Annotated in this window: 20 protein-coding genes and 1 other annotated feature; all 20 genes read left to right on the top strand. The window is 37.6% G+C overall.

Annotation, left to right across the window (positions count from 1 at the left end; genetic code table 11):
* The first annotated feature begins 57 nt into the window (after positions 1–57).
* The 20 genes from pgeF (at position 58) to pyrE (ending at position 21,248) form a co-directional block, all read left to right on the top strand.
* Positions 58–876 carry a peptidoglycan editing factor PgeF gene (pgeF, locus tag ACK4M9_RS09060; protein ID WP_409849573.1) on the top strand — a complete coding sequence of 273 codons (819 nt, stop codon included), beginning with the start codon at positions 58–60 and terminating at the stop codon, positions 874–876.
* Positions 877–888: 12 nt separating this feature from the next.
* A complete protein-coding gene (locus ACK4M9_RS09055) occupies positions 889–1,572 on the top strand; it encodes a YggS family pyridoxal phosphate-dependent enzyme (RefSeq protein WP_409849571.1) in 684 nt (227 codons plus the stop codon).
* Positions 1,573–1,663: 91 nt separating this feature from the next.
* Entirely contained in the window at positions 1,664–2,089 is a 426-nt protein-coding gene (locus tag ACK4M9_RS09050) for a cell division protein SepF (protein WP_409849569.1), read from the top strand.
* 25 nt (positions 2,090–2,114) lie between these two features.
* On the top strand, positions 2,115–2,375 hold the full coding sequence (locus ACK4M9_RS09045) for a YggT family protein (protein WP_409849567.1): 261 nt from the start codon (positions 2,115–2,117) through the stop codon (positions 2,373–2,375).
* Positions 2,376–2,389: 14 nt separating this feature from the next.
* The gene (locus ACK4M9_RS09040) at positions 2,390–3,163 is read left to right on the top strand and encodes a YlmH family RNA-binding protein (RefSeq protein WP_409849565.1); all 774 of its coding nucleotides are present in this window, start codon (positions 2,390–2,392) and stop codon (positions 3,161–3,163) included.
* An 85-nt stretch (positions 3,164–3,248) separates the two neighbouring features.
* Positions 3,249–3,740: a DivIVA domain-containing protein gene (locus ACK4M9_RS09035; protein WP_409849563.1), complete on the top strand. Its 492-nt coding sequence runs from the start codon at positions 3,249–3,251 to the stop codon at positions 3,738–3,740.
* Positions 3,741–3,798: 58 nt separating this feature from the next.
* Positions 3,799–4,013 (top strand) — a binding site (T-box leader).
* A gap of 62 nt (positions 4,014–4,075) precedes the next feature.
* Positions 4,076–6,835, top strand: coding sequence for an isoleucine--tRNA ligase (gene ileS / locus ACK4M9_RS09030; protein WP_409849561.1), 2,760 nt, complete (start codon positions 4,076–4,078; stop codon positions 6,833–6,835).
* Between the two features lie 191 nt (positions 6,836–7,026).
* Positions 7,027–7,704 (top strand): TraR/DksA C4-type zinc finger protein, encoded by a 678-nt coding sequence (locus tag ACK4M9_RS09025; protein ID WP_409849559.1) that lies wholly within the window; start codon positions 7,027–7,029, stop codon positions 7,702–7,704.
* A gap of 170 nt (positions 7,705–7,874) precedes the next feature.
* Complete coding sequence (gene lspA, locus ACK4M9_RS09020; protein ID WP_409849557.1) at positions 7,875–8,339, top strand: signal peptidase II; 465 nt, start codon at positions 7,875–7,877, stop codon at positions 8,337–8,339.
* Positions 8,339–9,262 carry an RluA family pseudouridine synthase gene (locus ACK4M9_RS09015; RefSeq protein ID WP_409849555.1) on the top strand — a complete coding sequence of 308 codons (924 nt, stop codon included), beginning with the start codon at positions 8,339–8,341 and terminating at the stop codon, positions 9,260–9,262. The genes lspA and ACK4M9_RS09015 overlap by 1 nt, the downstream gene beginning before the upstream one ends.
* Positions 9,263–9,500: 238 nt before the next feature.
* Positions 9,501–10,052 carry a bifunctional pyr operon transcriptional regulator/uracil phosphoribosyltransferase PyrR gene (pyrR, locus tag ACK4M9_RS09010; RefSeq protein WP_409849554.1) on the top strand — a complete coding sequence of 184 codons (552 nt, stop codon included), beginning with the start codon at positions 9,501–9,503 and terminating at the stop codon, positions 10,050–10,052.
* Between the two features lie 143 nt (positions 10,053–10,195).
* Positions 10,196–11,521, top strand: coding sequence for a solute carrier family 23 protein (locus ACK4M9_RS09005; protein WP_409849860.1), 1,326 nt, complete (start codon positions 10,196–10,198; stop codon positions 11,519–11,521).
* Positions 11,522–11,733: 212 nt separating this feature from the next.
* Positions 11,734–12,639: an aspartate carbamoyltransferase catalytic subunit gene (locus ACK4M9_RS09000; RefSeq protein ID WP_409849552.1), complete on the top strand. Its 906-nt coding sequence runs from the start codon at positions 11,734–11,736 to the stop codon at positions 12,637–12,639.
* Positions 12,632–13,912: a dihydroorotase gene (locus tag ACK4M9_RS08995; RefSeq protein WP_409849550.1), complete on the top strand. Its 1,281-nt coding sequence runs from the start codon at positions 12,632–12,634 to the stop codon at positions 13,910–13,912. The genes ACK4M9_RS09000 and ACK4M9_RS08995 overlap by 8 nt, the downstream gene beginning before the upstream one ends.
* Position 13,913: 1 nt before the next feature.
* A complete protein-coding gene (locus ACK4M9_RS08990) occupies positions 13,914–15,008 on the top strand; it encodes a carbamoyl phosphate synthase small subunit (protein ID WP_409849548.1) in 1,095 nt (364 codons plus the stop codon).
* Between the two features lie 4 nt (positions 15,009–15,012).
* Positions 15,013–18,228: a carbamoyl-phosphate synthase large subunit gene (carB, locus tag ACK4M9_RS08985; protein ID WP_409849546.1), complete on the top strand. Its 3,216-nt coding sequence runs from the start codon at positions 15,013–15,015 to the stop codon at positions 18,226–18,228.
* Positions 18,225–19,001, top strand: a complete 777-nt coding sequence (locus tag ACK4M9_RS08980; protein ID WP_409849544.1) for a dihydroorotate dehydrogenase electron transfer subunit — start codon at positions 18,225–18,227, stop codon at positions 18,999–19,001. Before carB ends, ACK4M9_RS08980 begins: the two co-directional genes overlap by 4 nt.
* Positions 18,998–19,909 (top strand): dihydroorotate dehydrogenase, encoded by a 912-nt coding sequence (locus ACK4M9_RS08975; protein ID WP_409849542.1) that lies wholly within the window; start codon positions 18,998–19,000, stop codon positions 19,907–19,909. Before ACK4M9_RS08980 ends, ACK4M9_RS08975 begins: the two co-directional genes overlap by 4 nt.
* Positions 19,906–20,622 carry an orotidine-5'-phosphate decarboxylase gene (gene pyrF / locus ACK4M9_RS08970; RefSeq protein ID WP_409849540.1) on the top strand — a complete coding sequence of 239 codons (717 nt, stop codon included), beginning with the start codon at positions 19,906–19,908 and terminating at the stop codon, positions 20,620–20,622. The genes ACK4M9_RS08975 and pyrF overlap by 4 nt, the downstream gene beginning before the upstream one ends.
* Positions 20,619–21,248: an orotate phosphoribosyltransferase gene (gene pyrE / locus ACK4M9_RS08965; protein ID WP_409849538.1), complete on the top strand. Its 630-nt coding sequence runs from the start codon at positions 20,619–20,621 to the stop codon at positions 21,246–21,248. Before pyrF ends, pyrE begins: the two co-directional genes overlap by 4 nt.
* Positions 21,249–21,273 lie beyond the last annotated feature (25 nt).

Raw genomic sequence — 21,273 nt, 5'->3', positions numbered from 1 at the left:
TGTAAATTGAAAAATATGTTAGAATAAATAAAAGCTTCTTGAATAGGGGTGTTGTAATTGAATAATGAGCCTTTTGTTAGGAGTAACAGTTCATATTTAACAGTACAGCCATTTCAACAACTTAGTGGTAGGGTTATCGCCGGTTTTTCAACAAGAGAAAATGGTTATAGTATAGCCCCGTATAACTCATTAAATCTTGGTCTTCACGTTCAAGACAATGATGACATTGTTATTGCTAATCGAAAAAAGCTAGCAAGTGACTTAGGGATAGCCTTAAATAAATGGGTGTTTTCAGAACAAGTCCATGGCAATAATATAAAAAAAGTAACACAAAAAGACTGTAGTGCAGGTACTCTTATTTTCTCAAATTCGGTTTTAGCAACAGATGGTCTTTATACTAACGACAAAAATGTGCTGTTAGCTAGCCTTTATGCTGATTGTGTGCCTTTATATTTTTATGCCCCGACATATAACATGGTTGGTTTGGCGCATGCTGGGTGGAAGGGGTCAGTAGGTAGAATTGGTCCTAAAATGGTTCAATGTTGGACAGGGGAGGAACAAATCCCTGTTGAAGCGATACACGTTGCTATTGGCCCATCAATATCTGCACAAAACTATGAAGTTGATGAATTTGTAATAAATAAGGTGAAAAAGGTAATAACAAGTCATCCATACTTACCGTATAAAGAAACCAAGCCAAATAAATTTTCGTTAAATTTAAAAGAGTTAAATAAACAGCTGCTTATGGACGTTGGAATTAAGGAAGAAAAAATAGTAGTGTCAAATTACTGTACTTTTGAAAAAACGGATTTATTTTTCTCTTATCGCCGTAAACAGCGTACGGGAAGAATGATGAGTTTTATTGGCAGAGTTTAAGGAGGAATAGCGTTGACAGTAAAAGAGAATTTAGCCCGTATACAGCAGGAGATAGATATTGTCTGTCAGCGGGTAGGAAGAGAGAGTACCAGTGTAAAGATTATCGCTGTTACTAAATATGTCAGTGACGAGCGAGCTCAAGAAGTACTAGAATTAGGGATTAATCATATTGGTGAAAATCGAGCAGATGAAGGGGTTAGGAAATGGCAGGTACTAAATGGAAAAGGGACTTGGCATTTTATTGGTACGCTACAATCTAGGAAAGTGAAAGATATAGTTGATCGCTTTGAGTATATTCACTCATTAGATAGGCTTAGTTTAGCAAAGGAAATTCAAAAACGGGCAACGAAATCGGTAAAGTGTTTTATTCAAGTAAATGTTTCTGGGGAAACCTCTAAGCAAGGGATCTCTCCTTCTGATTTAATACAGTTTGTTAATGATTTGAAACAATTCCCGTTCATTGAGGTTGTAGGTTTAATGACCATGGCCCCTAACGAAGATGATCCAGAGGAAACAAGACCTAACTTTAAAAAGCTAAAGGAATTACAAATTGAAGTACAAAACTTAAAGCTTCCGTACGCACCATGTAATGAGCTTTCGATGGGAATGTCTAATGACTATCACATTGCAATTGAAGAAGGCGCAACATTTGTTAGATTAGGAACGTCTTTAGTCGGAAATATGAATAAAGTATGATTTATAATAACTTCGGTGTAGCTAAAAGTCTATTCTGAACACCATATTTATTGTTTTTGTTGATTTTAAATTAGTAAAAGGGGAGAGAATTATGAGCTTAAAAGCAAAATTCAAGAGTTTTTTTGAGTTAGAAGATGATCAAACTGATTCACAAACAGCTCAAAGTCAATATCAGGAAATTGATGAAGAGTATATAACTCGAAGTCATGATAAAAAAAATGATAAAAAAAATGTCGTAAGTATTCAAAGTGTACACAAGGCTGCAAAAGTTATGTTACTTGAACCACGAACATATGATGAAGTACAGGATATCGCAGATCACTTAAAGAACCGTAAATCAGTGGTCATTAATCTCCAACGAATTAGTCATGACCAAGCAAAACGAATTGTCGATTTTTTGAGTGGAACAGTGTATGCTATAGGTGGAGACATTCAAAAGCTAGGGGCAAACATATTCCTTTGTACGCCTGATAACGTTGATGTTACAGGATCAATTTCAGATTTCCTCTCTGAATAAATACTAAAAGTAGGTGAATTAAATTATGGGTACAATTGCAAACATTATTAATCAATTATTATATTTATATTCGTGGGTAGTTATTGCGTACATCTTAATGTCTTGGTTTCCAAACGCAAGAGAATCTTCAATTGGACAATTTATTGCTTCCATTGTCGAACCTTACTTGGCTCCGTTTCGAAAAATAATACCTCCTCTAGGGATGATTGATATTTCTCCTATTGTTGCAATCATAGCACTTCGCTTAGCTACTAATGGTGTTAATGCAATTTTCTCTATGTTTTAAGGTAGTGTAAAACAATGAGCATGTATGATCATTTTCGTAAAGAAGAACGGCCTTTAGTTGACCAAGTTGTAGAATGGAAAGAAAATGTTAAAAGTCGCTTTGTACATAAGTTAACGGATTTTTTAGATCCTCGGGAACAACAAGTCGTAACAGCGATTATTGGGCAAGATCCTGAGGTTCGTTTTTCTTTCTTTGGTGGGACAGAAGCTACAGAACGAAAACGAGCATTTTTATATCCCTCTTACATGGAACCGACGATTGAGGATTATCAACTTACAGCGTATAAAGTCCATTATCCTCATAAGTTTATCCAGTTATCACATCGCGATTTGTTAGGTTCACTAATGTCGTTAGGTATAAAACGAGAAAAATTTGGTGATATATACGTAAACGATCAAGATATTCAAATTGTTGTTGCCGGTGAGGTAAGTGGTTATGTTGAAGCAAACCTTCAAAACATTGGACGAGCGACGGTACATTTAGAAGCAATTCCTCTTAGTACTTTATTAATCGAAGAGGAAGAATGGCTTGAGAAGTCAATCACAGCAAGCTCACTTCGGCTTGATGTGATTGTTTCTGAAATTTATCAATTATCGAGATCAAAAATAGTGCCATATATAGAATCAAAACGAGTCAAAGTTAATTGGCGAATTATTGAACAACCTGCTTTTCAACTTCAAAGTGGCGATTTTTTATCAGTTCGCGGTTTAGGCAGAAGTAAACTTATAGCTATCTGTGGCAAAACAAAAAAAGATAAATGGCGAATAGAAATCGGAATGCGAAAATAGCCGTTGAATATTGCAGGAATTTTTCTAATCATGTCGAATTAACTATTATATTATTATTTTGTTGAATAATTTTGGAGGTGGCAAAATGCCCTTAACACCATTAGATATCCATAACAAGGAATTTAACAGAGGTTTTCGTGGTTATGATGAAGATGAGGTAAATGAGTTTTTAGATCAAGTAATTAAGGATTATGAAATCGTCCTACGTGAAAAAAAGGAACTTACCGATAAAGTTGAAGGTCTTGATGAGAAATTAGCTCATTTTGCTAATATAGAGATGACACTTAATAAGTCCATCTTAATCGCTCAAGAAACTGCTGAAGAAGTGAAAAGAAATGCTCAAAAAGAAGCGCAGTTAATCATTAAAGAAGCAGAAAAAAACGCTGATCGTATTATTAATGATGCCTTGTCAAAATCAAGAAAAATCGCCCTAGAAATTGAGGAATTAAAGAAACAGGCTTCGGTTTATAAAATTAGATTTAAAATGCTAATTGAAGCTCAGCTTGAAATGCTTGGTAGTGACGATTGGGAAGATTTCAGTAAAGCTAACAATAATGAATTTGTAAGAGAAGGATAAGGCACTCTTGACGTTGGTATTATTTTTTCATATAATACGTTTAATAATCTAATCGATAAAAAAGGCAGAGATTGGGACAGTATTTTTACGAGTCTATCTTAGCGAGCTAGGGACGGTGAAAGCCTAGCATAGCGCTGTAAAAGGAAAATCACCCATGAGCTTCACACCGAACAATAGTAGGCTGTGACGAATCATTCACGTTACGAATTTCAAGTGAACAGCATTCGTCTGTTTATAAGGGTGGTACCGCGGGTAAACCTTCTCGTCCCTACATAGGGCAGAGAAGGTTTTTTTTGTACTTTTTTATTAAAATTATTTACTTGGAGGAAAAAAGAATGGAATACAAAGATACGTTATTAATGCCTAAAACTGAATTTCCAATGCGTGGAAATTTACCCAATCGCGAGCCGCAAATTCAAGACAAATGGAATGAAATGAACATCTATCAAAAGGTTCAAGAACGAACAAATGGTTTACCTTTATATGTATTGCATGATGGGCCCCCGTACGCTAATGGCGATATTCATATCGGTCATGCGTTAAATAAAATTTTAAAGGATTTTATTGTTCGTTATAAGTCGATGGCAGGATTTCAAGCACCATATGTACCAGGATGGGATACTCACGGGTTACCTATTGAAACGGCTTTAACGAAAAACGGGAAAGTTAATCGTAAAGAATTGTCAGTAGCCGAGTTTCGTAAGTTGTGTGCTGAATATGCACTAGATCAAGTAGATCGTCAACGGGAGCAATTTAAACGTCTCGGCGTTCGTGGTGATTGGGAGAATCCTTACATCACCCTTAATAAAGAATATGAAGCCCAACAAATTAAAGTATTTGGTGATATGGCGAAAAAGGGCTATATTTACAAAGGGAAAAAACCTGTTTATTGGTCTCCTTCATCAGAATCAGCGCTTGCTGAAGCGGAAATCGAATATCAAGACAAACGCTCCCCTTCTATTTATGTTGCCTTTCAAGTAAAAGATGGGAAAAACGTATTAGATGGTGGTGAAAAAATCATCATTTGGACAACAACACCATGGACAATTCCAGCTAACTTAGCAATTTGTTTACATTCTGAATTGGATTATTCAGTCGTAGCAGTAGATCAAGAGAGATTTGTTGTTGCCTCTGGTCTTCTAGAAAACCTCGTTAAAGTATTTGAATGGGAAGGTTACCAAGTTGTTAAAACGGTGAAGGGTGCTGATCTTGAGCACGTTAAAGCACTTCATCCGTTTTATGATCGTGAATCGGTTGTGATCTTGGGTGACCATGTTACTTTAGACGCTGGAACAGGCTGTGTTCATACCGCTCCTGGTCACGGTGAAGATGACTTTATCGTCGGACAAAAGTACAACCTTGATGTTTTATGTCCAGTTGATGATAAGGGTTGCTTTACAAATGAAGCCCCAGGATTTGAAGGGTTATTCTACGATGAAGCTAATAAACCTATTACAGAAAAACTAACAGAAGCAGGAGCTTTATTAAAGCTTTCGTTTATGACTCATTCTTATCCACACGACTGGAGAACAAAAAAGCCGGTTATCTTCAGAGCTACTGCTCAATGGTTTGCATCAATTAAAGACTTCCGTGAAGAACTTTTAAGTTCTATTAAAGAAGTTGAATGGGTTCCAGCATGGGGTGAGACAAGATTATTTAATATGGTTCGTGATCGTGGCGACTGGTGTATTTCAAGACAACGCGCATGGGGCGTCCCAATTCCGGTTTTTTATGGTGAAGATCATGAACCAATCATAACGGATGAAACGATTGAGCATGTTTCTAACCTTTTTAGACAACATGGTTCAAATATTTGGTTTGAATGGGAAGCACGTGAATTACTTCCTGAAGGGTTTACGTCGCCACAAAGTCCAAACGGCATTTTTACAAAAGAAACAGATATTATGGATGTTTGGTTTGATTCAGGTTCTTCCCATCAAGCTGTCTTAGTTGAACGAGATGATTTACAGCGTCCAGCTGATCTTTATTTAGAGGGCTCAGATCAATATCGTGGGTGGTTTAACTCGTCATTATCGACATCAGTTGCAGTTTCTGGGCAAGCCCCTTATAAAGGGGTCCTAAGTCATGGCTTTGTCTTAGACGGTGAAGGTCGAAAAATGAGTAAGTCAATTGGAAATGTAATTGTTCCGAATAATGTAATGAAGCAACTTGGAGCAGATATTCTCCGTCTATGGGTTGCCTCTGTCGATTACCAAGCTGATGTGCGCGTTTCCGACGATATTTTAAAACAAGTAGCAGAAGTATATCGTAAAATTCGCAATACATTCCGTTTCTTGTTAGGCAATCTTCATGACTTTAATCCTGAAACTGATCAAGTTGCTTTGACTGAATTACCGCAATTAGATCGTTATATCTTAATCAAATTAAATAAGCTTGTAAAAGAAGTAAAAACAAATTACGACCTATATCAGTTTGCTGGTGTTTATAATAAAATTCATAACTTCTGCTCAATTGAATTAAGTTCTTTTTATATGGATATTGCCAAAGATACTCTGTACATCCAGCATAAAGAGGAAAGAGGCAGACGTGCGATTCAAACGGTTATGTACGAAGTTTTAGTATCTCTTACGAAGCTAGTAGCACCAATTCTACCTCATACAGCAGATGAGGTATGGCCATTTATTCCAGGTGTTACAACTGAAAGTGTTCAATTAACTGACATGCCTGAGGAAGACGTTTTGGTTTATGATGAGACAGTTGAGAAAAAGTGGGATCAAGTATTAGAATTACGTGATCATGTACTAAAAGCGCTAGAAAATGCCAGAAACGAAAAGATTATTGGAAAATCACTAACGGCTTCAATTGCTTTATATCCTAATGATGCTGTAAATGAAGTGCTGTCTTCAATTGATGACCTCGAAAAACTTTTTATCGTATCTAAAGCAATCGTTGCCGGTGACAAGCAAAGTGCACCAAAAGAAGCGCAGCATTTTGACTCGATCGCTATTGTTGTTGAAAAAGCAGCAGGTGAAACATGTGAACGTTGCTGGGTAGTCTCAGAAACAGTTGGTCAAGACGAAACCCATCCAACCCTTTGCACAAGCTGTGCTGACATTGTAAAAAAACATTATTAATTCAAAAAAGCAAAACATGACATGATCATGTTTTGCTTTTTTAGTGAGTTTTTGAACATTAACTGAAACTAATTGCCCGAGATAGTAGAACGTGCTTTTATGATTGAATTAGTAAATCTTGTTTCGGCTAATGTGATTTTATAAGGACAAACTATCTCTGAAACCATCTTATCCAAAAGGAGGTTAATGGGATGGGAAAATTTGATCATATAAAAAGGCAATTATTAGCTGAAAAAGATCGATTAGAAGAAAGAATAAAGGAACTGGATCGTTATGACTTAAATAAATCAATGTCATTTTCAACTGGGGAGTTATCCCAATATGATAATCATCCAGCAGATACTGCTACTGATACGTATGAAAGAGGAAAAGATATTGCCTTATTTGAACATATCAACCAAGAGTACGAAGACGTTGTTGTTGCTTTAGAGAAAATTGAAAATGGCACTTATGGGGTCTGTGAAGTATCTGGTCAAGAAATTCCACTAGAACGATTACAAGCATTACCAACCGCGAGAACGACGATTGAATACAGTAAGGAAAACGTTATTGCGAGGGAACGACCTGTTGAAGAAGATGTACTTGGGAACTTTGATAAGTATAATTTTGATGATAATGACAGGGAAACAGAATTTGATGCTGAAGATTCCTGGCAATCCGTCGCAAAATTTAATGATAATTCTATGGTGTTTGAGGATTCAAGCTTAAACAGTAGTGAAGAATTAATTGGCTATGTAGAAGAGATTGAGGCTTTTGTTTCAACTGATATTGAAGGGTATAAAGGAGATGAAAATATAGAAATACAAAGAAATGTTCACTATGATCATTACATGGATCAACTTGACCGTATAGAGGCTGGGGAAGATTAAAAGAGAGGGGGATATTCCCTTCTCTGACTAACAGAATGAAGGACTTTTTGGTTTATGAATTTTTTGAAACACTATTTTACACTTTAAACCGCGCTTTGAAGATTGTTCAAATGTCACAGCTATGCTAAAATGCTAAGAGGTGTGCACATACAAGGAGCGGAGGAGCAAAAGTGAAATATTACATATTAGCAATAATCGTGCTTATTTTTGACCAATTAACAAAATGGATGATTGTAACGAAAACAACCTTACATGAACAAATACCTATAATAGAAAACCTTCTTTACATTACTTCACACCGAAATAAAGGGGCAGCTTTTGGGATTTTGCAGGGGCAAATGTGGCTTTTCTTTATAGTCACAGTTTTAGTTGTTGCTTTTGTTGTCTATTATATAAATAAGCACGCCCATGAAAGTAAGTTGTTAGGAATTTCATTAGGACTTGTTTTAGGTGGAGCAATTGGTAATTTTATTGATCGACTTTTTCGTGGAGAAGTTGTTGACTTTATCGATGTTTATATCTTCACTTACGATTTTGCAATTTTTAATGTAGCCGATATGGCTTTAGTTATCGGAGTTGGCATCCTAATGTTACAAATCTTTTTAGAAGAAGGAAAGACAAGGGAGAAAAAATAATGGAATTATTTGAATGGATTTTAGATGAAACAGCACAAAATGAGCGACTTGACAAATGGCTAGCATCCGAAGAAAATGATTGGTCTAGGACCCAAGTACAACAATGGATGAAAGAAGGAAACCTCACGGTAAACGGCAGTGTTGTAAAATCAAATTACAAATGCCAAATCGGTGATAAAATTAATTTAGAAATTCCAGAGCCGCAATTACTCGATGTTGAACCTGAAGAAATGAATCTCGATATCGTTTATGAGGATGAGCATGTCCTTGTCGTCAATAAGCCTCGTGGGATGGTTGTTCACCCAGCGCCAGGGCATCTAACGGGAACGCTCGTTAATGGCTTAATGGCTCATTGTAAAGATTTGTCTGGAATAAATGGGGTGTTACGTCCGGGAATTGTTCATCGTATTGATAAGGACACTTCAGGTTTATTAATGGTCGCAAAAAATGATAAAGCACATGAATCATTAGTTAATCAGCTAAAGGATAAAACAACAACACGTATATACAAAGGAATTGCTCATGGTGTAATTGCTCATGATCACGGAACAATCGAGGCACCAATTGGTAGAGATAAACAAGACCGTCAGAGTATGACCGTTACCGATGTCAATAGTCGTGATGCAGTAACTCATTTTACAGTGATAGAACGATTGAAAGATTTTACACTAATTGAATGTCGTCTGGAAACAGGTCGAACCCACCAAATTCGTGTTCATTTAAAGTATATTGGACATCCTTTAGCTGGAGATCCAAAATACGGACCGCCACGTACTTTGAAACTGCCAATTGAAGGCCAAGCACTTCATGCTGCGGTCCTAGGGTTTACACACCCGGCAACTGGAGAAAGGTTAACATTTGAAAGAGACGTACCTGAAGACTTTACTCATTTACTAAATGAAATTCGTAAAACTTCTCATTGACAGATATGACGAACTTTGTCATAATACAATAGACAACAAGATAATCTTCCCTTTAACTACAGTCCCGTGAGGCTGAGAAGGCATTGAGAAACGCTACAGATAGGATAACTATGCCTATGTCTGGTTATTAACGTATACTCAAAAACCTCTCATCATAACGGTGAGAGGTTTTTTCTATGCAGGGAAAGCTTTAACTTGAAAACGTTAGTGCGAAATTATACGGAGGAGGGTTGCAACCATGTCTAAGGCGACTGTCATTTTAGATGAACAAGCTGTTAGAAGAGCATTGACTAGAATAGCCCATGAGATTATCGAACGTAATAAAGGAATTGAAGATTGTGTATTAGTTGGGATAAAAACAAGAGGGATTTACATAGCCAACCGTCTAGCTGAGCGAATTGAGGAAATTGAGGGCTCAAAGATTGCCGTTGGTGAAGTGGATATTACCTTGTATCGTGATGATCTATCACATAAAACAGAAAACATGGAGCCTTTATTGAAAGGGACATCAGTACCAGTAGATCTTAACGATAAAAAAGTCATTTTAATTGATGATGTTTTATATACAGGGAGAACCGTACGGGCTGCATTAGATGCAATTATGGATATCGGTAGACCAGCACAAATTCAGTTAGCGGTATTGATTGACCGTGGCCATCGTGAGCTACCAATTAGACCAGACTATATCGGGAAAAACGTACCAACTTCAAAAACGGAAATGATCGTTGCGAAGTTAACGGAAGTTGATAAAGTAGATGAAGTAACAATTGAACAAAAAACCTCCCTTTAATACAGTCCTGCGAGGCTGACAAGGGGTATACTCCTCTTACTTAAAGTCTGTCTATTGGACTGGATTTAAGTAGACGAACGTACCTCTTTGTTATACAAAGAGGTTTTTTGCATAAAGAAAAGACATTAGAGGAGGAAATTATGATGAACAACACACAAAAAGAAGTAGGCATCCGCGATATACCAAAAGCAGATAAATGGTTAATTTTAAGCTTACAGCATTTATTTGCAATGTTTGGTGCCACAGTTTTAGTACCTTTTCTTGTAGAATTAAGCCCTGCAGTAGCACTGGTATCCAGTGGTTTAGGAACGCTAGCATACTTGTTAATTACTAGAGGACGAGTACCTGCATACTTAGGTTCTTCATTTGCCTTTATTGCACCAATCATAGCTGCATCGACACTAGATGGACCAGAAGGGGCGATGGTTGGCTGTTTTGTAGCGGGTCTGGTTTACGGAGTTGTTGCTTTGTTTATTAAAACAAGTGGTATTAACTGGTTAATGAATATCTTACCGCCAATCGTTGTTGGACCAGTAATTATGGTTATCGGATTAGGGTTAGCAGGAGTAGCAGTAGATATGGCAATGTATATCCCAGGCAGTGACCCAAAAATTTATAGTCCAACCCTATTTACAATCGCTTTAGTTACATTAGGAATTACAATTTTAGCATCGATGTTCTTTAAAGGATTTTTTGGTCTTATCCCTATTTTAATCGGAATTGTTGGTGGATACACGTTCGCTTACTTCCGAGGTGTTATTGATCTGACTCCAGTAAAAGAAGCGGCATGGTTCCAAGCGCCAGATTTTATTGTTCCTTTTGTCACATACACGCCGTCATTTTCATGGCAAATAATCTTTATATTAGTTCCTGTTGCAGTTGTTACCATCGCTGAACATATTGGTGATCAGTTGGTCCTTAGTAGAGTAGTTGGGAAAAATTTCATTAAAAATCCTGGCTTACATCGCTCACTTTTAGGCGATGGTGTGGCAACGATGATCGCTTCTTTTCTTGGTGGACCACCAAACACGACGTACGGCGAGAATATCGGAGTTATTGCCTTAACACGAGTTTACAGTGTCTTTGTAATTGGTGGCGCAGCAGTTATGGCAATTACATTTGGTTTTGTCGGAAAGGTTTCAGCTTTCATTTCAACAATTCCAACAGCAGTAATGGGTGGTGTTTCAATCCTACTGTTTGGTATTATCGCTTCAAGTGGTCTAAGAATGTTAATTGATAATAAGATTGATTTAGGAAATAAACGTAACTTACTAATCTCATCCGTTATTCTTGTCATTGGTATCGGTGGTGCATTTATAAAAGTTTCAGATGATATTTTAGTACCTGGAATGGCGTTAGCAACAATTATTGGGATTTTATTAAACTTAGTTTTACCTGGTAGAGAAAAAGTCGATTTAAACTCATTGTTTGTTGAAGAAGCTTCAGAAAAAGAATCTTCAGCAGCGTAATATAGTGTTGTCCCTTTAACTAAGTACGAGAGACTTAAAAGGGTGTTAACGACCAAAGAGTCTGGGTAAAACAATTACCCCCTCTTTACCGCACCCTTATGAATATTTCATAAGGGTGTTTTTTTTAAAAAAACTGTTTTAGTTCTACCATAAGTAAGCAACCTAACATTGATATTTCTTAAAATACAAGAGCATCGAAAGGGGAACTGGGAATGAAACACTTGTTAACGATCACGGAACTTCATAACGAAGAAATTTTAGAAATCTTACATGAAGCACAACAATTTTCAGAGGGAAAAGCTTGGACTCCAGCTACAGATAAATTTGTAGCAAATCTCTTCTTTGAACCTAGTACAAGGACTAAATTCTCTTTTGAAGTGGCTGAAAAGAAACTTGGTCTTCATGTTTTAAATTTTGAGAGCCAATCATCTAGTGTTCAAAAGGGAGAGACTTTGTACGATACTGTAAAAACATTAGAAGCCATTGGAGCAAATGCAGTCGTCATTCGTCATCCTAGAGATCACTATTTTGATGAACTTGTCGAAGGAATTTCTATTCCGATTATTAACGGTGGAGATGGTTGTGGCCATCATCCAACTCAATGTTTACTAGACCTTTTAACGATGCAACAAGAATTTGTTCTTTTTCAAGGTTTAAATGTGGTGATCGTTGGGGATATCCGCCATAGTCGTGTTGCTAGGTCAAATGCTGATGTGCTTAAAAGATTAGGGGCAAATGTTTATTTTTCAGGACCAGAACAATGGATCGATAAGACAATGGTTAATGGTAACTACGTTGCAATGGACGAGGCAGCAAAGATTGCTGACGTTATGATGATGCTTCGAATTCAACATGAACGTCACGCGTTTAAAATGATTTCATCTAAGGAAGAGTATCACGAGCTTTATGGCTTAACGATTGCCCGAGAAGCGATGATGAAAAAAAATAGTATTATTATGCACCCTGCCCCAATTAATCGTGATGTAGAAATAGCAAGTTCATTAGTTGAATGTGATCGTTCTCGAATTTTTAAGCAAATGACAAACGGTGTAGCAGTTAGACAGGCGGTATTGAAAAGGGCTTTACAACATAAAGGGGAGGTTGTTTACATTGGCTAAGTTATTAAAAAACGGAAAAATTCTAGGTGAAGATGGTTCATTAATAGAGATAGATATTTTGATTGAAAAAGATTTGATTAAAGAAATGAACAACAATATTTCAGAAGTGGATCATGAAGTCATTGATTTAGAAGGTAAAGCAATCTTTCCAGGTTTTGTAGACCTTCACGTACATTTACGAGAACCTGGCGGCGAATACAAGGAAACAATTGCAACAGGTACACTTGCTGCGGCTCGTGGTGGTTTTACAACCATTGCTCCTATGCCAAATACTCGCCCAGTTCCGGACTGTAAAGAGCAAATGGAGTGGTTAAACAAACGGATTGAAGAAACGGCTGTTGTAAGAGTGTTACCATACGCTTCAATAACCGTTCGTGAGTTAGGAAAAGAGATGACTAATTTTGCGGAGCTAACAGAAGCAGGTGCTTTTGCATTTACAGATGATGGTGTTTGCGTTCAAGATGCAAGCATGATGCTTAATGCCATGAAAGAAGCGGCAAAGCTTAATAAAGCAATTGTTGCTCATTGTGAGGAAGAAACATTAATTAATAAAGGCTCAGTACATGAAGGACAATTTTCCAAGAAAATGGGATTGAACGGAATTCCTTCTGTTTGTGAAGCTGTACATATTGCTAGAGATGTACTGTTAGCAGAAGCGGCAGGTGCTCATTATCATGTATGTCATATTAGTACAAAAGAATCAGTGCGAGTCGTTAGAGATGCTAAGCGTGCAGGTATTCGAGTGACTGCTGAAGTAACACCGCATCACCTTTTGCTTTCTGAGGAGGACATTCCAGGCTTAGACACAAATTACAAAATGAACCCGCCTTTAAGAGGACTAGACGATAAACAGGCGTTAATTGATGGGTTATTAGATGGCACGATTGATTTTATCGCTACAGACCATGCGCCACATTCTGCCCAAGAAAAAAGTGAGTCAATGGCTTTAGCACCATTTGGTATTGTTGGCTTGGAAACAGCATTTCCCTTACTCTACACGCACTTTGTAGAAACGGGAATAATGACTTTAAAAGATTTAGTTGCTAACTTAACAATAAAACCATGCGAGGCTTTTAATTTACCATATGGCAAGGTACAAGTTGGAGAAAAAGCTGATTTAACGGTTGTCGATTTAGAACATAGTGAAAAAATAGACCCAAATAATTTTTTATCAAAAGGTAAAAATACACCTTTTACAAATTGGGAATGTAAGGGTTGGCCAGTACTAACGATCGTAGACGGTAACGTCGCTTGGAAAAGGGAGGAAGTATAAAATGAAACGCCAATTAATCCTAGAAAATGGAACTGTGTTCGTAGGAAAAGCATTTGGAAGCGAACGAGAAATGTCTGGAGAAGTAGTTTTTAATACAGGTATGACAGGGTACCAAGAAATCTTATCTGACCCTTCTTACTGTGCACAAATTGTAACATTAACATATCCTTTGATCGGTAACTACGGTATTAACCGTGATGACTTTGAATCAATTAAACCTTCTATTAATGGCTTAATTGTTAAAGAGGCAGCAAAATTTCCTAGTAATTGGCGCAATGAGGAGTCAATTGATGACTTGTTAAAGGCGTTAGATATTCCAGGACTAGAAGGAATTGATACGAGAAAACTTACAAGAATGATCCGTAATGTTGGAACTCTTCGTGGCAGACTTTGTGGAATGGACGCTGATGTTGAAACAGTTGTTAACGAGTTACAACAATTAACTTTACCTAAAGATCAAGTTTCAAAAGTTTCTACGAATGCTTCATATGCAAGTCCTGGAAGAGGCTTTCGAGTTGTTTTAGTTGATTATGGAATGAAAAAGGGAATTTTAAGAGAATTAAATAATCGAGATTGCGATGTTGTTGTTGTCCCTTACAATGCAACAAGTGAAGAAATTCTTCGTTTAAATCCAGACGGAATTATGTTAAGTAATGGGCCTGGAGATCCTGTCGATGTTCCAGAAGCAATCGTTACAATTAACGAACTTTTAGGGAAAGTGCCGATTTTCGGAATTTGTTTAGGGCACCAACTTTTAGCTTTAGCTTGCGGAGCGAAAACAACAAAGCTTAAATTTGGTCATCGGGGTTCTAATCATCCAGTAAAAGAATTGAGTACTGGAAAAATTGCGATTACTGCTCAAAATCACGGCTTCACAGTAGAACCTGAAACTGTTAAAAATACAAGATTAGCCATTACTCACGTAGCCGTTAATGACGGAACAGTTGAAGGTATGGAACATTTAGACTTTCCAGCTTTTAGTGTTCAATACCATCCTGAAGCATCACCAGGACCGGAAGATGCAAATGATTTATTTGAACGCTTTATGGACTTAATGAAAAATAAAATTGAATTAAAATCTGTAGCTAGGGGGTAACAACATGGCGAAGCGCGAGGATATCAAGAAAATTTTAGTTATTGGTTCAGGGCCAATTGTAATAGGGCAGGCTGCCGAGTTTGATTATGCAGGTACACAAGCATGTCAAGCTTTAAAAGAAGAAGGTTATGAGGTCATCTTAATAAATTCAAACCCAGCTACAATAATGACTGACACATCTATGGCTGATAAAGTATATATAGAACCAATTACGTATGAGTTCGTCAGCAGAATTATAAGACAAGAAAAACCAGATGGATTGTTACCTACATTAGGTGGACAAACAGGCTTAAATATGGCAGTGGAGCTAGAGAGATCAGGTATCTTAAAGGAATTCAATATTGAACTATTGGGAACAAAACTACATTCAATTGAACAAGCAGAAGATCGTGATTTATTTAGAACCTTAATGAATGATTTGAATGAACCAGTTCCTTCTAGTGCAATTATTCATAATCTAGAAGAAGCTTACCAGTTTGTAGAGGAAATTGGGTATCCAATTATCGTTCGTCCAGCCTATACGCTAGGAGGAACTGGTGGAGGTCTAGTTTATAACGAGGAAGATTTAATTGAAATCGTTACGAGTGGATTAAAATACAGCCCAGTGACACAGTGCTTAGTAGAGAAAAGTATTGCCGGCTTCAAAGAAGTAGAGTATGAAGTCATGCGTGATGGTAAAGATCAGGCGATTGTTGTTTGTAACATGGAAAATATTGATCCTGTAGGCATTCATACTGGTGACTCGATTGTTGTTGCACCGAGCCAAACGTTGTCAGACAGAGAATACCAAATGCTACGTAATTCTTCGTTGAAGATTATCCGTGCTTTAGGCATTGAAGGTGGTTGTAACGTTCAGTTCGCGTTAGATCCAGATAGTTATCAATACTATATTATCGAGGTAAATCCTCGAGTAAGTCGCTCTTCAGCCTTAGCTTCTAAAGCTACTGGCTATCCGATTGCCAAGATTGCAGCTAAAATTGCTGTTGGATATGCTTTAGATGAAATCATGAACCCAATAACAAAAACAACGTATGCAAGTTTTGAGCCTGCATTAGATTATGTCGTATCGAAAATTCCACGGTGGCCGTTCGATAAATTTGAAGCAGCAAACCGTACGTTAGGAACACAAATGAAGGCTACTGGTGAAGTAATGGCCATCGGTAGAAGTTTAGAGGAATCACTATTAAAGGCTGTTCGATCATTAGAAGCAAATGTCGTACACCTACAAATGGAGAAACTTCAAAATCTTACACAAGAAGAAATGGACCACCGCTTGCAAAAGGCGGATGATGAGCGCTTATTTATTTTAGCTGAGGCGTTTCGTCGTGGGTACACAATTGAGCAATTATGGGCATTAACAAAAATTGATCGCTTCTTCTTAAATAAAATTCAAGGGATTATTCAATTTGAAGAAACTCTAAGAAATTCCCCTTTTAATGAAGAAATTCTTAAAGAAGCAAAACAACTTGGGTTCTCTGATGATGCAATTGCAAGTTTTTGGGATAAAACTGAACGAGACGTGTTTGATTACCGTTATGAAAAAGGGATTGTCCCTGTTTATAAAATGGTTGATACATGCGCAGCAGAGTTTGAATCAGCTACACCTTATTTTTATGGAACGTATGAAGACGAGTGTGAGTCGATTATTACAGAAAAAGAAAGTATCATTGTCTTAGGGTCTGGTCCAATTCGAATTGGTCAAGGGATTGAGTTTGATTACGCAACCGTTCACACTGTACTTGCCATTAAAGAAGCAGGATATGAAGCGATCATTATTAACAATAACCCTGAAACAGTCTCAACTGATTTCAGTATTTCGGATAAATTATATTTTGAGCCATTAGCAGTGGAAGATGTCATGCATATCGTAAATCACGAACAGCCTCTTGGTGTTATTGTTCAATTTGGTGGTCAAACAGCGATAAACTTAGCTGACGAGTTAGAAGCAAGAGGAGTTAAGATTTTAGGTACATCACTAGAAGCAATGGATCAAGCGGAAAATCGAGATAAATTTGAACAGAAACTACAACAACTTCAAGTCCCACAGCCACTTGGAAGAACTGCAACAAGTGTTGCCGAAGCGGTAGAAATTGCTAGTAAAATTGGTTACCCAGTGTTAGTTCGACCATCATATGTGTTAGGTGGAAGAGCGATGGAGATTGTCTATTTCGAAGAAGAGTTACTAAGGTATATGGAAAATGCAGCAAGAGTTAATCCGAAGCATCCTGTCTTAATTGATCGCTATTTAATTGGTAAAGAAATTGAAGTAGATGCGATATGTGACGGAGAAACAGTAGTCATTCCAGGAATTATGGAGCATATTGAAAGAGCTGGAGTTCACTCTGGTGACTCGATTGCTGTCTATCCTCCGCAAAGCTTAACGGAAGCGACAAAAGAAAAAATTATCGAGCGCACGATTAAGTTAGCAAGAGGTTTAAATATAGTTGGCTTGTTAAATATTCAGTTTGTACTTCATGAGGATGAAGTGTATGTTCTTGAAGTAAATCCACGTTCAAGTCGAACAGTTCCGTTTTTAAGTAAGATAACGGGAGTACCAATGGCTAACCTAGCAACAAAAGCAATCCTTGGTATTAAATTAAATACGCTTGGTTACGAAACGGGATATGTGAAGGAAAGCAAAGAAGTTTCAGTTAAAGTACCAGTATTTTCTTTTGCGAAATTACGTGATGTAGATATTACGTTAGGACCAGAGATGAAATCAACGGGTGAAGTAATGGGTCGCGATTATTCATTAGCCAAAGCCCTCTATAAAGGTTTAGTAGCGTCAGGAATGAAAATTCCTACTCATGGTTCAGTATTATTTACAATCGCTGACAAGGATAAAGAAGAAGCTCTGGAATTAATTCGTCGCTTCCACCGCATTGGCTACCATATCTTAGCGACAGAAGGAACTGCAAAACAAATTCAAGAGGAAAATATTCCTGTAACCGTCGTAAATAAAATCGGTGACGAAAAACCTAATATGTTAGATGTCATTCGTCAAGGCCATGCTCAATTTGTCATAAACACATTCTCAAAAGGTAAACAGCCTGCAAGAGATGGCTTTAGAATTCGACGTGAGTCAGTTGAAAATGGAGTTGTATGCTTAACAAGTATGGATACTGCAGAAGCCTTGTTACGGGTTCTAGAGTTGATCACATTTGCTTCAGAACCAATGCCATCCTTCAAAGAGGAAAAAATGGTGGTGACAGCTAAATGATCTTAGAAAATATGGAGATTATCGATCAAAAACAGATTGCTAGCAACGTTTACGAGCTCGTCCTTAAAGGACAGGAGCTCGTAAATCTAGCAAGTCAAGGTCAATTCTTACATGTAAAAGTGAGTGAAGGGACGGATCCCCTTCTTCGCCGTCCGATTAGTATTGCGAAAATTGATCAGGACAAGGGAGAACTTACAGTTATCTATCGAGCAGGTGGTCGAGGTACAAACTTGCTAGCATTAAAGCAAAAAGGTGAAGTGGTATCTGTTTTAGGTCCCTTAGGAAATGGATTTTCTTTAGAGGAAACGAGTAAGGGAGCAGTTGCCTTATTAATTGGGGGCGGGATCGGTGTTCCCCCACTATATGAACTATCGCTTCAACTAGTTAAACGGGGTGTAAAGGTCGTTCATGTTCTTGGTTTTGCTGGAAGTAGCGATGTCTTTTACGAAGAAAAATTTATGGAACTTGGGAAGACGTATGTTGCGACTATCGATGGCTCCCATGGAGAAAAGGGAACAGTTATTGATGTTATTCATAACAAACAACTCCTATTTGAGACGATTTATTCATGTGGACCGACACCGATGTTAAAAGCAATTGAAACAGCATTTCCAGATAAAAAAGGTTTTCTTTCCTTAGAAGAGCGAATGGGTTGTGGAATTGGTGCTTGTTTTGCTTGTGTTTGTCATGTGAAAGATGATCCAACGAAAACAGCATATAAGAAAATATGCACAGATGGACCGGTATTTGCGATTGGAGAGGTGGAACTATGAGTAGATTAAACATGGAGTTACCAGGACTCTCAATGAGAAATCCGATCATGCCAGCATCAGGCTGCTTTGGCTTCGGGAAAGAATATGCAAAGTTTTACGATTTAGAAAAACTAGGTGCCATTGCGATAAAAGCAGCAACTGTTGAGACGAGATTTGGAAATCCAACACCGCGAGTTGCTGAGACTTCAAGTGGAATGCTTAATGCCATCGGGTTACAAAACCCTGGATTAGAAAGCATTCTTGCAAACGAACTTGTCTGGCTTGAGCAGTATGAAGTGCCAATTATCGCAAATATTGCTGGCACAAAAACAGAGGACTATATAGAGGTTGCCGAAAAAATTTCAAAGGCAAGAAATGTTCATGCGATTGAATTAAACATATCTTGTCCCAATGTCAAAGAAGGTGGAATTACGTTTGGGACAAATCCTAAAATTGCTAGTGATCTAACAAGATTAGTGAAAGAAGTTTCAAGTGTTCCTGTTTATGTAAAGCTCTCACCTAATGTAACGGATATTGTTGAAATGGCTGTTGCAGTTGAAGAAGCTGGAGCAGACGGCTTATCGATGATCAATACGCTACTTGGGATGCGAATCGACATAAAAAAGCGAAGACCAGTTTTAGCAAATGGTTTCGGAGGATTGTCAGGTCCAGCAATAAAGCCAGTTGCTATCAGAATGATCCATCAAGTAAGTCAAGTAGTTTCAATTCCAATTATTGGTATGGGTGGGGTTAGTACAGCTGAGGATGTGATTGAATTCTTCTTAGCCGGCGCCAGTTGTGTAGCCGTAGGAACAGCAAATTTTGTTGACCCATTTGTTTGTCCAACAATTATTGAAGATCTTCCACGTGTCCTTGATGAACTAGGAGTTGACCACATATCTGAGCTTATAGGGGGGAGCTGGAAATGAATATAAATCCGATTATTATAGCCTTAGACTATTCAGATGAAGATGCTGTCTGGAATTTATTAAATACATTTGAAGATGAAAAGTTATTTGTAAAAGTAGGAATGGAGCTTTACTATAGCTGTGGAAATGCACTATTAAGTAAATTGAAAGATAAAGGGCATCATATTTTTCTAGACTTAAAACTACACGATATCCCTAATACTGTCGGACGGGCAATGCAGTCACTAGCTCGTCTTGATGTCGACATTATTAATGTACATGCTGCAGGTGGAAAGCTGATGCTAGAGCGTGCTTTAGAGGGGTTAGACAAAGGAACAGCCGTTGGTAAGGTTAGACCTAAATGTATTGCTGTTACCCAATTAACGAGTACTAGCGAACAAGTCATGCATGATCAGCTAAAAATTACCGGTAACATCGAAGAGATTGTTGTTCATTATGCAAAGTTCGCCAAGGAAAGTGGTCTTGATGGTGTTGTATCTTCTCCTTTAGAAGTACCATTGGTAAAGGAAGCTTGTGGAGCGTCTTTTCTCACGGTGACACCAGGGATCAGATTACTAGGTGATGCACAAGATGATCAACAGCGAATTACAACACCAAAACAAGCACGTAACCTTGGTAGTGATTTTATCGTTGTTGGTAGAAGTATTACAGCGAGTTCAAATCCCAAACAAGCATTACAAACGATAAAAACTGAATGGAGTGAAGGAGTATGAAACAACAATTAGCCAATCATTTATTAGAAATTGGTGCAGTTCACTTGAAGCCTAATGATCCATTTACATGGACATCTGGAATTAAATCACCGATATACTGCGATAACCGCTTGACACTTTCATATCCTTTAGTTCGCCGAAAAATTGCCATCGGGCTAGAAGAATTAATCCTATCATACTATCCAGAAGTTGACGTAATTGCAGGAACGGCTACAGCTGGAATTCCCCATGCGGCATGGGTAAGTGATAACTTAAATTTACCGATGGTTTATGTCCGCGGCAAAGCAAAAGAACATGGCAAAGGAAATCAAATTGAAGGTTTAATTGAAGCAGGACAAAACGTTGTCATTGTCGAAGATTTAATCTCAACAGGTGGAAGTGTTATTACAACAGCTGAAGCATTAAAAGCAGTTGGCGCTAATGTTCTTGGAGTTGTTGCCATTTTTACATATGGCTTAGAAAAAGGAACAAAACAACTTAGTGATGCAGGATTAAGCTATTATACAATTACTGATTACTTAACGCTGATTGAAGTAGCAAAAGAAAAACAGCTAATCAATCAAGTAGATTTAGCTAAATTAAAAAAATGGCGTGATAACCCAGCTTCATTAGACTGGATTTCATAGTTTAACATGTCTTTGTAGGGAACAG

This window comes from Anaerobacillus sp. (assembly GCF_046314235.1).
Lineage (GTDB): Bacteria > Bacillota > Bacilli > Bacillales > Anaerobacillaceae > Anaerobacillus.
This window is presented reverse-complemented; position numbering and strand designations above follow the sequence as displayed.